The organism is Tengunoibacter tsumagoiensis (assembly GCF_003967535.1).
GTDB lineage: Bacteria > Chloroflexota > Ktedonobacteria > Ktedonobacterales > Ktedonobacteraceae > Tengunoibacter > Tengunoibacter tsumagoiensis.
The window spans coordinates 2,082,439-2,096,565 of the sequence record NZ_BIFR01000001.1 but is presented as its reverse complement, the minus strand read 5'-3'; the positions used below and the strand labels follow the sequence as shown (position 1 = coordinate 2,096,565).

Sequence of the window (14,127 nt, the reverse complement as noted above, 5' to 3'; positions counted from 1 at the left end):
TCTCTTCATTATCACTTCAATGGATAGCATATCTCGCTTCCAGCCATAATCACTAGATGGGATCACCAATGGATACAATGAAACATCCTTCAACTGTAGGAGAGGCTGAACAAACAGTTGTGCAGGCCACTCGAGGCTTAAGTAGCACCTTTTCGGCCCTCCATCATCGTAATTTTCGCCTCTTCTGGAGTGGACAGCTCATCTCTTTAATTGGCACATGGATGCAGACGACTGGGCAGTCCTGGCTGGTGCTGCAATTGACACATAGCGCATGGTGGCTCGGAATCGTTGGAGCACTTCAATTTCTCCCTATTCTAATTTTTAGCCTCTTTGGCGGCGTACTGGCAGATCGTCTACCGAAACGAAAGGTATTACTCGCAACACAGGCTGTGGCCGCTCTGATCGCCACGGTGCTCTGGCTACTGGTCTTTACACAGACCATTCAGCTCTGGGAGGTGCTCGTACTGGCACTTCTATTGGGCACAACAAACTCATTGGATATGCCAACGCGCCAGTCTTTTGTGGTGGAGATGGTAGGGCGAGAGGATCTTTCCAATGCAGTGGCGCTGAATTCGTCTATCTTTAATCTGGCTCGTATTGTAGGACCTGGCCTCGCTGGTCTGATTATCGCCTGGGTTGGTGAGGCACCTCTCTTTCTCTTCAATGCCTTGAGCTTTATTCCTGTCATTATTGGTCTGGCAATGATTGATCTGACTAAACTGCATGCTCCAACGAGGCGCGTCCAGGAGAATGACAAATCAGGCGGGACCTTTAAGAGTCTGACTGAAGGCTTAAGCTATACACGCCAGACCCCTTCGATCTTTCTGATCATTATGACGGTGGGGCTGGTCTCGCTGTTTGGCATCAACTTTAATGTCGTTCTGCCCCTGTTTGCCGATACGGTCCTGAACGTTGGGCCCCAGGGCTTTGGCTTTATCTCCTCAGCCTTTGGCATCGGCTCGCTGCTCTCGGCTCTCTGGATGGCCTGGAATCATACACAACCGAGTATTCGACAGATTATACTGGGTGGGCTCTTTTTCAGCGTCTTCGAACTGCTCTTTGCTTTCTCGCATCTCTATGTCTTCTCGCTCTTGCTGATTGCTGCCGTTGGCTTTACACAGATTCTGTTTAGTGCAATGGCAAATACAACTCTACAAACAGTGACGCCACATCATCTTCGTGGTAGAATCATGGGCATCTACCTGCTCGTCTTTGCAGGCACCAATCCGATTGGCAATCTTCTCACTGGTCTCGCCGCCTCTACATGGGGTGCATCCGTTGCGCTAGGAATTGGTGCAGTGCTCAGCCTGCTGGCCGCAATAACTGCCTGGCTCTACAAGAAGCCAGCAGAAAAGAGTTTTAAAGAGTTTACCCATCGTGATAACTAATTGGTGCATCTATCCTTTGACCGTGGCTGATCAGCAACAGCATATTGCTCGTAGCGAAGCGTTCTTACAACAGGTTACAGCGGGTGATCCGCCGATTCTCTACTGGTCTATGGCCGACCGTGCTGGTCTGGTCCTGGGCTTCTCGCAGAAGTCCAGTATCGTGAATCCCGAGAGTGCCTCCCACTTTCCTATCTACCATCGCCGCGCAGGTGGGACGGCGGTTCTGGTCGGTCCAACGCTCTTAAGTCTGGATGTTGTACTACCTGCCGACCATCCCTTTGTGCTGGCAGATATTGTCGAGTCCTATCGCTGGTTTGGCGAGACCTGGGTAGCCGCTCTTCGCCTGCTTGGAGTGGAGACACGTACCGTAACGCCAGCGGAGGCTCATGCCCAACGGGCACGCCGAAAAGATCCTGCCACAAGCGCTTACGAGCTTTTAATGCAACGAGCTTGCTATGGCTCCATCTCACCCTATGAGGTGGTAGCTGGGCAGCAAAAAGTGGTAGGCTTAGATATGATTCGCCGGAAGGCTGGCACGCTTCTACAAGCGGGCGTACTCCTTCGCTGGGAGACAGATCAGCTTGCTCAAATCCTTGGACACGATCAGCAAGAACAACACCTGCTACAGAGTGGACTATTGGAGCGAGCGGTGGGATTAGAATCCCTGGTTGGTCGTGTTATACACATTGACAAACTTATCATCGCTTTTGAACAGGCACTGACTGAACGTCTGATTGCGACCGATCATCGTCATTGCTAAAAGCACGATCAGACTACGATACATCTTAAAAAACATGCGAAAGGTTTTGGTTCTATATAATGGGAGATCGAACGTTACCAGGTGCCGTAGAGATGCTTACGACACACGATTATGAGGCTATGGTCATTGGTGCTCATCCTGATGACAATGACTTTGGTACAGGCGCTACTACAGCTCTGTGGGCCCGACAGGGGAAGAAGATTGTCTGGGTGGTCATGACCGATGGAACTGAGGGGGGCGAGGTCCCAACTCAGGATGACAAAGAGCTGATGCTGCTACGCGAACGCGAGCAGACGAATGCAAGCAAAGTGCTTGGCGTTGAGAAAGTGGAGTTTCTTCGCTTCCCCGATGGTCATTTAACCAATACGGAAGAGACGCGCAAAGCCGTTGTACGCTTGATCCGCCAGTATCGTCCGCGCGTTGTCTTTACTCATGATCCCACTCAGCATATCATGGCTCCTGATCCAGATGAGAATCCTACAGGGACTGGCTATCTCAACCATCCCGATCACCGGGCAACTGGCAATATTGTGCTGGATGCTATTTTCCCTTTTGCTGGCAATCCACGCTCGTTCCGCGATCTTCTCCTCGAAGAGGGTCTCCAGCCCTATCGCGTGAATGAGGTGTATCTCTATGGAACTGGTCAGGCGAATACGTATATTGACGTCACTGAGACCATCGAGATCAAAGGGAAAGGGCTGCAAGAGCATCTGTCACAATTTAATCCCGATGATAATCAGAAAATGATTGAGCGCCTGAAAGAGCGGGCTGCATGGGTCGCGAAAGAGGGCAACAAGGCCAAAGGACTGGATCTCCAGTACGCTGAGGCTTTCCGCCGCATCAAGCTGCATGTTCCCCCCGATCCAACCATCGCTGATCCTACCGTAGAAGAAGAGGCCTAGTGGCCCAATTAAGAAGGCGCTGTTTCCCACGCGGAAAACAGCGCCTTCTTATTGCTGATTTTTGAGAATGTTGGTTACATATCTTTTGGAACTGGCACGACGGCAAAACCACCCCAATAACTCAAAAACTTATCACGAGCCATCACGGTCATGTTTAATTTTGACGAATCGGCCAGATAGACGCTGCTATCGTTTCCACCTCGCACAACCAGCAGGTGGCCACCCGACCAGAGCTGCGGTGGGAAGCTTACAATCACCGGATGCCCTTGATTGGCAATGTCAATGATTCCATTGAGATCATGCTGTGGCGGGGTCAAGGTTTTAAAACCAAACTGAGCTACTGTATGGTCAATGCCTGTGGGACGGAGAAGCCCAAGCTCAGGAGTGATCTCTCCAATCTGAGACTCGACTTTCAGAATATCTGTGACACGATAATCATGACCATATGCGTTGATGACCTCGGTCATTGAAGCTGCAGAACAGGCAGACATCCCCCAGGTATCAAATTCATCGTTGGAATTGTACTGGGCCGGGTCCATTTGTGGCAAACGAATAAGCGCCTTAGAAGCTCCAGAAGTGTGAGCAGCTAGCTCTTGTCCAACGGTCAAGGTTGGCACAGCCGTTGGCACAACAGTTGGAACATCAGGCGGTGGATTCCAGGCCGCAGAGACCAGCAGACCACTATTGGGCAAAAAGGCCCGCATCGAGATCAGGCCAATACAAAACAATGCCACCAGGACGACAAGGATTCCACCCCAGGGCGTTGGCTGGCCAGCACGTGGCTCCCAGATGCTTCTTACATTAAAAAGGCTCACAAATGAGCTATTGAGCTGCCATCTCTGCTTTGGACGAACAAATGGTCCAGATCGACGCGGCTGAAGGGCATTATATTTTACGTAGCTTTGCTGAGTATACGCAGATGTACGCGATGTGCGCCGGGCATAATCCTTACGTATGGGAGAGGAATAAGAGATCGTCTCTGGTTCCTCGAGTTGATTCTGCTTGGGGGAAAGAAAAAAACCTGCAACCGTAATTATTACGGCGATCACGAAGAGCACAAGCAGAAGAATGAACATTCAATACTCCTAATTAAATCTCTATCTCATAGATGGATAGAAATTTAGATTCAATGATGCTAATTTCCCCTGGTTTAACTTCCACCCGCCTCGCCACCTTATCTACCGAGGAGCAATATTTTTTGGATAAAACGTATCTGTATGAAAATATACCATGTTATTCCTATAACTTCAATGTTTTTTCCCCAAAAAGAGGACCTTTTTGGCAAAAAATACGAAAATTTGTCCTAATTTCCGTATTTTTATGGATGCATATCCTCATTTTAACTGATCTTTTCTTTGAAAACCCATATTTTTTGCTATACTATGAAGGATGGTAATAGTATCTGTATGGTAAGCGCCTCTGGCTCTGTGAATAGGATAAGATTATGCCAATACTTGCTGGCTGGCTAACAGGTGAACAGGTTCCAAACGAGATTATTGAGCAGACAATACAGGCCATGGGGACGGTGCTGGCTCGCCACGGTGGAGAGGCGACGCGCCTTATTCAACCAGGAATGGGGCTTATTACGTTCTCGGATTCCGCCTATGCTCTCTCTGAGGCACATGAACCTCCTGCGCTCGATTGGGTTCCGGAGCGTCGCACGCTGGTCTATCGGCGGCCTCTCTCTGGCAGCCACGCTCTCTACTTTATCGAAGATTGGCCTGCTACCGGCAATCTCCTGTTTGCCAGCGAGATTCAGGCGCTCTTAAACATTGGAGTTCCGCGCCGTCTTCATGTAAAGGCGCTTGAAGCTCTCCAGCGATATGGCTTTATCCCTGCTCCCTGGACTGCCTTTCAGGATATTCAGATTGTTCCTGCTGGCTCGATCCTACGCTGGCAACGAGCCAAAACAGTGCTCAATCAGGCGCTCGATTATCCTTCTGAGGAGCTTCACCAGCCACAGGATCAGCTCCAGTTGGCCTTACAGAAGGCCTGGCGCTCATATCTATCGCCCTCGACCAGAAGTGCTGCCCTGGTAAGTGGCGGTGAGGCCAGTAGTCTTGCGGCTCTCTGGGCTCTCCAACAGGGACAGGATGCTTTGACTATCGCCACCTTAGGCGAACCTTCGTCATCTGATCGACAGTGGCTACGCGCTGAACAGGTTGCTCAACGAGGTGCTGAAGAGTTTCTTGCGATTACGCCAGACCACGATCTCTCCTTCTGGCTTGCCACTATCGCTGCTCTGGAGTCCCCCGCGCTATCGACCCATTCATTAGCTCTGCATCAGCTCCTTCACACGGTTGCTGTGGAGGCAGGGGCTCGCATTGCAATCAGTGGCCTGGGCGCTCGCACGCTCTTTGGACAACCATTTCAACACCTCAGTGGACCGATGGATCGAGAACCTGTGCATCTCTGGCAAAACTATCAACATTTTGTCAATGATCAGTCTTCTATGCCACAGATCTGGTCGCCAGAGGCGCTCGCACATCTTCGGACAGCACAACCATGGGAAGAGACGCTTCACGCCCGCAAGCTAGAGCGGCGAGCCGTCCAATTCACTGATCGCCAGCAGGGCTTTACCTATCTCGATCTGCATCTACGCCTGCCCGATGGACTCGTTCACCCAGCACAAAAGCTAGCGACTGAAGAGCAGATGGTTCTCCGTTCCCCTTTTCTAACTCAGCAGGTGCTTCCATTATTGGCCTGTTTGCCCGATACATCAGGTGATGGAGCTCACAAGTCCGATCTATTAAAAGGATTTCTTCGCTCATTCGCTTTCGAGCAAGATACTCTGGTGGAGGATTTTACTCTGGCTGTCCCCAGTATTGTCTCCAATCTTGCGACACCAGACCTTCTTCATGAGATGCTCTCCGAGACGTCATTGCAGAAGACGGGGCTATTTGATACAAAGAGCGTACAGCAACTGCTACAAGGATCGATAGGCATGGAGTTCTCTTCCCCTCTCTACTTTATCTTCACTACTCAGCTCTTAGCTCATCTCTTTGGTGCACAGGGCCTCTAGATCTGAACTGTAATGCTATTATGAGATAACCAATCTCTGTATCAGAAAATAGTCCTGGAAACGATTACCCCTCTCATTACTGGTTTGCTCTCTCAATCTCTGAAGCCGCTCGCACACTCCCATGATCGGCAGCCCAGCGCAGGGCCTCGCCAGCCAGATAGAGCGAACCAGTGGCGCAGATCAGGTCGTTATCAGCATGAGCAAGCTGACGTGCCAGATCCAGTGCCTGATGGCTTAATTCGGCCTGATAGAGGGGGATAGATGGAATATGCTCCAGACAGAAGGCTCTTAGCTCCTCCACACTCATCGATCGCGCATTGTTCATCCGTGTCAGCACTATAGCATCGACTGAGGCCAGGGCCCGAATATTCCCTGACACATCTTTGTCTTTATTCATCCCTATCACCATTATCAGCCTGCGACCGGGGAAGATCTGCCGTAACGAGCTCACAAGCTTTGTCAACGAGTCTGCATTGTGTGCGCCGTCCACAACAATTGGAGGATTCTGGGCCACAATCTCCAGGCGAGCGGGCCATTGCACCTCTCGAAAACCCTGCCGGAGGTCTGGCTCGTTCCATTGGATTCCTTGCATGCGCAATTGCTCTAATGTGGCGAGAGCTGCGGTTGCATTCTCTAACTGATGTTCGCCGAGCAGAGAAAGCTCCAGGTTCTCATATATTCTATCAGGAGTCCAGATAGTAAAATGCTGCCGCTGCTGATCCTGCGTATGAGCAGCATAGCGGTAGCTCAAGGGGTGAAGTAGTCCCTGATCAACCTCTGACTGTGCAGGATCACCATGAGCTGATCCCACGCGCACTACTCTGGCATGACGTTCGTGCGCAACTGCCTCAATCGCCAGCAGAGCCTCTGGCGCTTGCGCAGAAGTGACAACGAGGCCATTGGGTCTGATAATTCCCGCTTTCTCGGTTGCTATCTGACGCAAAGTATTGCCCAGAATGCTCATATGATCATAACTAATCGAGGTAATAACCGAGACCAGCGGATGAACAATGTTCGTGGCATCGAGCCGTCCACCTAGCCCTACCTCCAACACGGCATGCTGAATTCGCTGGCGTGAAAAATACAGAAAGGCCAGCGCTGTGCCAATATGATAGGTGATGAAGGGGCCAAAATCACCGCTAGCTTGAATTGACTCAACGGCCTGTTGAATCTCAGGGACCAGATCTGCCACCTCTTGCTCGCGAATAAGCCGACCTGACACCTGAGAACGTTCCCGAAACGTATGCAGATCAGGCTGGGTATACAGACCGGTTCTTATACCTGCGTGACGTAGGACACTTTCAATTAATGCAGCTGTAGAGCCCTTTCCTTTGGTTCCTGCAATTAAGGTGCTGCTATAATCGTTCTGAGGATCTCCTAGCTGCTTCATCAGCATCTTCTCTAGCTGAAGATCTTCGCCCAATCGCTGGACGAACTTCCCACCACGCTCATAATCGGTAAAACTATAAATATATGCCAGGGCTTCTTGATACTTCAAATCAGGCTTCCCCTTTGTAACAGATTCCAGATCCTATATTTCAGATCCTACATTCCAGATTCCAGATCACGGATTGACAGACAGCTCAAACGTGCCTCGAACAATCGCATCACTCATTTTTACCACGCGCATCATCGCTTTGACATCATGAACACGCACGATATCAGCCCCCTGCGCAATCCCCAGCGCCACGGTGGCCGCCGTTCCTTCCAGGCGCTCCGAGGCTGGCAATCCGCCCAGGATGCGACCAATATGAGATTTGCGAGAGGTCCCCAGTAGCACAGGACGTCCCAGGGCGCGTAGCTCACCCAATCGGCGCTGGATAATGAGATCCTCTTCGGGCGTTGTCCCAAACCCAATGCCAGGATCAACGATAAGATGGTCCCAGGGAATGCCTGCCGCCAGAGCCTGCTCGATACTCTGCGAGAGAAAACGCAATAGATCGCTGACAATATCACGTCTGGCAAAACCACGCATATTGGCCATCAATACAACGGGAACAGCATGGTGGCGGGCCACCTCGACCATCTGCGGGTCATAGCGTAGCGACCAGATATCGTTGATCAGGCTCGCTCCAGCCACCAGAGCCTGGTCGGCTACCTCAGCTTTATAGGTATCAATTGAAAGAATAATCTCGGGTGGCAATTGCTGCTGCAAGGCCTGTATGACAGGTAGCACACGGTCTAACTCCTGTTGGACCGAGACAGCCGGGGCATGAGGACGTGTGGACTCTCCTCCCACATCAATAAAGGTCGCTCCCTCAGCGACAAAAGCTTTCGCTTGCCGAACAGCACGTTGTACAAGTTCGACCTCTGTCAGATCTGGGATTGAGATGCCATCGCCAGAGAATGAATCAGGCGTCACATTGACAATTCCCATTACATAAGTACGCTCTCCCCATACAAGATGATGAGTACCCCAACTGGTCGATGTAGATAGAGACATGGCAATTATCCTCTTCTGAGTGATCCTTTCCACGGGGGAAAGTACTCCCTCATCATATCTTTTTACCTTATGCGATATCAAATCGGAAGACTATTTGATATACTACCTAAAGGTACGATGTTGAGCATCATTAAAGTGCTGAGGTCTGCCAACTAGCTGACCTCTAGAAAACGACAAGGGATTGAGAACTTATGCAAGATACTCCTGAAAAGAAGAGCTACACACGGAATGTGAACTCGACGCGCCGCTGCCATGAATGCAGCGAAGAGGCACTTGGGCGTTGCCCCGATTGCCATCAAGTGCTCTGTCAAGAACACTTTCCCAAAAATCAACATTCACCCTGCGCTGAGAAACAGATGAAGATTGCTCAGACTCAGGTGTGTTATGTCTGTGGCACCCAGGCGTATCCCGATCAGTGGTCGATTTCAAAAACTTCTCATTACGTTGACCAGGCAAAGTGTAAGGGCTGCGGGCGCTATGTCTGCGATGATCTCCATACACAGCGCAAGGTCGAGGATGTCGTTATCGAACGTGAAGGACTCCGTGGTCACCGCTATCAGTACATTCACCGCTACTGTGATCTCTGCTCGCCTCTCTATCGGGTGGGAGGCATCAAAGGACTCACACGTATTATTGTGGGCATTGGCACTGTTGCTGCGGGGGCGTTCTTTTACTTTCACCACTAATCTATACATTCAATATACATTCAAGGAGAGAAAGGGGGGCGAGGAGAATAGCGGACCACGCGCTATACTATCTCACATCGCTGAATTCATGGTTTCATCATCAACAATCCAAACGACCCTGGTGCGCCATCAACAGACGATTGATACGGCTTTACGCACACTATTCCAGGAGACAGTCTCTTCTGCACAGTTGCCTGCTCTGGCGGCTTATTATGGGCAGATGCAGTATCATCTCGGCTGGCTCGATGCTGATCTCAAACCAACACAGAGCAATCCAGGAAAATTACTCCGCCCAACGCTTGTGCTTCTCGCTTATGAAGCCGCTGGTGCATGGGGGTCGGCTAATGAGCTCTCGCCTGACTCAACCTATCTACACCGAGCCCTCCCCGCTGCCGTCGCAGTTGAACTCACCCATAACTTCACATTGATTCATGATGATATAGAGGATGGAGATATTGAGCGCCGCCATCGTCCAACGTTGTGGACGATCTGGGGGGTTCCTCAGTCCATTAATAGTGGCGATGGAATGTATGCTCTCTCTCGCCTGGCACTCTGGAAGGTGCTAGAACATAGGGTCTCTGGCGATATTGCCGCCCGCCTGGCTACTATTCTGGATCGTACAGTCCTGGTGGTTGCTGAGGGTCAGTATCTAGATATTAGCTTTGAGGAACGTCAGGATATCTCAGTCTCAATGTATATCGATATGATCAGCCGCAAGACTGCCGCTCTGATGGGGTGCGCGGTCGAGATGGGGGCTCTTCTGGGGACTCAAGATGAGGAGACCATACGCCTCCTACGCACCTTTGGAGATGCCATTGGTGTGGCCTTCCAGGTTCGTGATGATATCCTGGGTATCTGGGCAACTGAAGCTGAACTCGGTAAGACATCCGCCGGTGATGTGTACAGGCGCAAGAAAAGTCTTCCTATTCTCCATGCGCTTGAACATGCCTCCCCTGAGGATCAACGTCGCCTACAGGCAATATATGGGCAGAAGAGTGCTCTGACGCCAGAACAAGTTGCCGAGGTGATGACAATTTTTGAGCACACGGGAACACAGGCCTACTGCCACCAGTTTCTACGCCACCACTGTCAGCTCGCTCATGAGGCGCTTTCACGTGTACCTCATCATACCAGCCCTCTCTCTCGTCGTGCTCTCAATGATATGGAGATTCTGATCCAATTTACAGAGGATATTGCCAGCTAACGCTTACTCCCATAGAGATCCGTACCCGGACGCTCGTTGTGCTTGTGTACGGATCTTATTGAAGCTGCCAGAGCATGACTGTTTTGCCCACTGCTGTCGCAAACTGTTTTCCCATGGGCGACCACGCAATACTTACTACTGGTGCTGGCAGCTTCAATGTAAAGAGAGCCATCTGACCCTGACCTATCTGCCAGAGTGCAAACTGACCGTCATTTGAGCCTATCGCTAAAAATCGCCCATCCGGTGACCAGGCCAGGGAACGAATGGTGTTTTGAGCCACACGCAGATGCTGCGGCATATCCATACACCGTGGACCTCCATTGCCACAGGTCAATGCGTTCCAGATTCTCACAACGCCATCATCTCCACCTACCGCAAGAATCGCTCCCACCGGAGCAAATGCCACCGCTTGCAATGGCTGTTGCCCATCTTGATAATAGCCATGAAGATCCTGTAAGTTCTGGGCGTTCCAGATCCGCACAAAACCTCCCTGTGACGCTGTCGCTACTGTCTGACCATCCGCTGACCAGCTAGCTCCATCAATTGCCGCAGTGTGTTGCGTATATGTTGCCTGTGGTCGGTATGTCCGACTATTCCAGATCACAGCTCGCTTATCACGTCCAGCCGATACGACCTGCATCTGATTCTGTCCCGTCCAACTCAGTGAGGTAATCGTCTGCTGATGAGCTGTTACTGGACGAGCCAGCGGCGTTCCCTTCTGCGTATCAAAAAAGGTTACCTGCGTATTGGCTGCGGTGACAAAGCTCTGTCCATTCGGCGACCAGGCCAGGCTGGTGATTGCAGCAGGATGTTTGACTGACTGCTGCACCTTTCCTTGCAGATCCCAGATCAAAGCTTGCCGATCATCTCCTCCACTCAGGAGAGAGGCCCCTCCAGGTGACCAGGCCACCTTCTGGACCGTCTGCTGATGCTGAGCAAAAGTTAAGAGCACGCTGGCGCTCGTTGGCAATTTGACTTGAGCCTGAGGTGGGGTGACCCCAGGTTTATTCGCTACGGCACCAACCTGAAATGGCATACGTACAGGATTTCCACCATTCTGTGCCAGAAGGCGAGCGGCTGCATAACTGGCCCCTGCACCACTAAGACCAAGGATTGCGACTGCTCCAAATAGAACAGCCCTCCGGCCCACCTTGCCCCTGCCAGTCTGGGGCTGACTCTCAGCTACCCCAGAAGAGAGCACTTGCCAACCCTCGCTATCGGCAATTGTCACTGAAGAATGCAGATCAACATCCGCTGAGAGAAAACGTGAACGAACTGGACGTTCTGACTCGACAATGGCCCCTACCAGCTCAGGAACAGGCTCATGAATAACCTCTAGCACAACCCTATCACCTCGTCGAACAGCACATTCCAGCAACGTTAGCTCTTCTGCTAAAATTTCTCTGTTCTCAGCCCTTTGCAGAACATAGAAAAGCCCTTTCCCAAAAAGATCTGTAGCAGGCAAACTCAACATCTTCACAAAAGCTGGAATCAGGGCCTTAATCGGCACATCTGCGGCAACCTCGACGGGAAACTCCATCCCCTCATGAACACCTTGTATATAAATTTCGAGCTTTTGCATGCATTTACCCCTTTCAGACCATTTATTAAGCAGAGTGTATCATAATAAATGAGATAGTATCATAAAAATAGACAATATTGGCTATGTCGTTCCCATAAATGTGAGGTTTTCTTTCCTGATGGGGTAATTGAAACAGATCTATACAAATGAATAACCTATGATATGATAGTTAGATAATTATGGCATTGAGAGCAAGGAGCTTTACCATGCGATCCAGGCTAACTCAACTATGTGTTATCCTTTTATTGGCTATTAGCATCAACCTTACTGCCCTAAATCTTCCTCATAGTAGTGCCAGTAGTGCCAGACCTTTACACAATGCATTACCGATACGTTCTTCCCAACATATGCAAACACAACTTGAGGATTTTCCTGCCGTTGACCCGCAGTATATCTATGATCAGTTATCTTATATGGCGACTCATTTCCTCAAGCGTGAGGCGGGCTATGATACTAATCTGCCTCCCGAACAGAACGGTCATGATGAGTTTGCAGCCTACTGGGCTCAAGAGATGATGACTCAACTGAAAGATTTTGGAGCGCAGACGAGGAAAGAGGCATTTCCAATTCAAGGCTGGATAAATCGTTCTCCTGCCACACAGGCATTTAATGAAGAGGTGACCATTCCTGGTGCCAGCCACCCCGAGCAGGTCGTCGTCATTGGCTGCCATTATGATGGCATGGCGTTCTCTACCCAATCAGCCAATGATGATGCCAGTGGGTGCGCAATTGAGCTAGGTGTAGCGAAAGCCTTGAATAGCTATTGGCAGACTCATCACGTCTATCCTGCACGCACTTTACGCTTTGTCATTTTTGACTGCGAAGAGCAGGGACTCTACGGCTCATATAATTATGTCAATACGACCGTCAATGGTGATCTCAGCAATATTGTAGCTATGTTTAATGAGGAGCAGAGTGGAATCGCTTATCCTCTCCGCTATCTCGGGCAACTAAAAAATGATCAGTTACCACTGTATCTTGATATCTCACCCACGACAAATACAGATATCTATCCCCAACAGAGTGCACTAACCGCTCAGCAAAAAACAAATATGACTCATTTCCATGATCTGATGAAGCAGGCTATTCTCCCAGTCTTCCAACAATTCCGCGCTCTTGGTTATGCTCAATTAACCTATCACGACACAACGCAGCATAAAGACGTCAAGCAACAGATTTTCACGCCAGAACAGGCCAACAAACTGATTGTCGAGGACGACACACTCGGCTCTAGCGATCAGGTCCCGTTCACTCAGGCAGGAATTCCCAGTGCGACGTTTGCAGGCAATAGCACTTACTATGATAAGAATGCCCCGACCGCCTCTTATCCCTATGACCAGCCTGGCGACACAATCGAACTCATGAACACCTTCGCTGATGGCAGCAGCAAAAAATCGAATGCGCTTCTCCTTGCGCTTGGCCTCCCAGGAATGCTGACTACCTGGATGCTTCATCAACCAGATATTCTAGGGCAGGTACAAAGTGCAACTATTCCACAGGGGACGCCATTAATCAGTATGAGCGATATTGGGCAGACTCAGGTCAATCAAGCGCTTAATCTGAATGCTCATGCAGCCTTTGTTCCTGGTAACACTGCGGCAACGCCTTCTTTTAGTTGGGACTTTGGCGATGGCACAAAAGCGACCGGTGCAGAGGTCACCCATACTTATACACAGACTGGAACATATACTATTACAGTACAGGCAACAACGCCCGAAGGAGCGGCCCATACAAGTAAAACAATCTCCATCACGACACAAAGCCAAACATATGATAATATGTATGCAAACTATCGATCGAGTGGCAAGCCACGGGCAAATCCTATTGTCACGCTTCCATCCCCCGATGATACGTTAACCGATGCCGTCTTCGCGGAGCCAGATTCACAGCAGACTGTAACACATTCACACTTGCCAGCAGCCCAAAAAGACTCTATGATACCAACGCTACCTCTGCTGGTCGCGCTAACTGCGGTGATTGTGTTAGGGCTAATCGGAGTAGGGGCACTCGCCTGGCGCAAGAGGCGAGTAAAGGCAAAATAGTCGGGCCTTCCTGGATGTGCCCACTTGATACCATAGAGATAGAAAACAAACAGAACGAAGGCAAAAGCCAGAGAGAAATATCTCTGGCTTACCTTCAG

At 50.3% G+C, this 14,127-nt stretch carries 11 protein-coding genes; 7 read left to right on the top strand and 4 right to left on the bottom strand.

Annotated features, from left to right (window positions below; all coding sequences use genetic code 11):
• Nucleotides 1-68: 68 nt before the first annotated feature.
• Genes EL628_RS08145 through EL628_RS08135 form a run of 3 tightly spaced genes read left to right on the top strand, consistent with a single transcriptional unit; the run spans nt 69 to nt 3,050 of the window.
• Nucleotides 69-1,388, top strand: coding sequence for an MFS transporter (locus EL628_RS08145; protein WP_245994028.1), 1,320 nt, complete (start codon nt 69-71; stop codon nt 1,386-1,388).
• Nucleotides 1,378-2,148, top strand: coding sequence for a lipoyl protein ligase domain-containing protein (locus tag EL628_RS08140; RefSeq protein WP_126579457.1), 771 nt, complete (start codon nt 1,378-1,380; stop codon nt 2,146-2,148). The genes EL628_RS08145 and EL628_RS08140 overlap by 11 nt, the downstream gene beginning before the upstream one ends.
• Nucleotides 2,149-2,207: 59 nt before the next feature.
• Entirely contained in the window at nt 2,208-3,050 is an 843-nt protein-coding gene (locus tag EL628_RS08135) for a PIG-L deacetylase family protein (protein ID WP_126579456.1), read from the top strand.
• A gap of 74 nt (nt 3,051-3,124) precedes the next feature.
• Here the strand turns inward: EL628_RS08135 and EL628_RS08130 are convergent, their stop codons facing one another.
• Nucleotides 3,125-4,126, bottom strand: a complete 1,002-nt coding sequence (locus EL628_RS08130) for a C39 family peptidase (protein WP_126579455.1) — start codon at nt 4,124-4,126, stop codon at nt 3,125-3,127.
• A 368-nt stretch (nt 4,127-4,494) separates the two neighbouring features.
• Here EL628_RS08130 and EL628_RS08125 point away from each other — a divergent pair, with 368 nt between their 5' ends.
• Nucleotides 4,495-6,072: an asparagine synthase-related protein gene (locus EL628_RS08125; RefSeq protein ID WP_126579454.1), complete on the top strand. Its 1,578-nt coding sequence runs from the start codon at nt 4,495-4,497 to the stop codon at nt 6,070-6,072.
• Nucleotides 6,073-6,148: 76 nt separating this feature from the next.
• Here the strand turns inward: EL628_RS08125 and EL628_RS08120 are convergent, their stop codons facing one another.
• Both EL628_RS08120 and folP read right to left on the bottom strand, forming a co-directional pair.
• Nucleotides 6,149-7,570 (bottom strand): bifunctional folylpolyglutamate synthase/dihydrofolate synthase, encoded by a 1,422-nt coding sequence (locus tag EL628_RS08120; protein WP_126579453.1) that lies wholly within the window; start codon nt 7,568-7,570, stop codon nt 6,149-6,151.
• Between the two features lie 66 nt (nt 7,571-7,636).
• Complete coding sequence (gene folP, locus EL628_RS08115) at nt 7,637-8,515, bottom strand: dihydropteroate synthase (protein ID WP_126579452.1); 879 nt, start codon at nt 8,513-8,515, stop codon at nt 7,637-7,639.
• Nucleotides 8,516-8,706: 191 nt separating this feature from the next.
• Between folP and EL628_RS29740 the strand changes: the two genes are divergently transcribed.
• Both EL628_RS29740 and EL628_RS08110 read left to right on the top strand, forming a co-directional pair.
• Nucleotides 8,707-9,201: a hypothetical protein gene (locus EL628_RS29740; protein ID WP_161975344.1), complete on the top strand. Its 495-nt coding sequence runs from the start codon at nt 8,707-8,709 to the stop codon at nt 9,199-9,201.
• A gap of 88 nt (nt 9,202-9,289) precedes the next feature.
• Complete coding sequence (locus EL628_RS08110) at nt 9,290-10,405, top strand: polyprenyl synthetase family protein (RefSeq protein WP_161975343.1); 1,116 nt, start codon at nt 9,290-9,292, stop codon at nt 10,403-10,405.
• A 55-nt stretch (nt 10,406-10,460) separates the two neighbouring features.
• Here EL628_RS08110 and EL628_RS08105 read toward each other — a convergent pair whose 3' ends face one another.
• Nucleotides 10,461-11,987: a WD40 domain-containing protein gene (locus EL628_RS08105; protein WP_126579450.1), complete on the bottom strand. Its 1,527-nt coding sequence runs from the start codon at nt 11,985-11,987 to the stop codon at nt 10,461-10,463.
• A gap of 206 nt (nt 11,988-12,193) precedes the next feature.
• Here EL628_RS08105 and EL628_RS08100 point away from each other — a divergent pair, with 206 nt between their 5' ends.
• Entirely contained in the window at nt 12,194-14,029 is a 1,836-nt protein-coding gene (locus tag EL628_RS08100) for a M28 family peptidase (RefSeq protein WP_161975342.1), read from the top strand.
• The last annotated feature ends 98 nt before the right edge of the window (nt 14,030-14,127 follow it).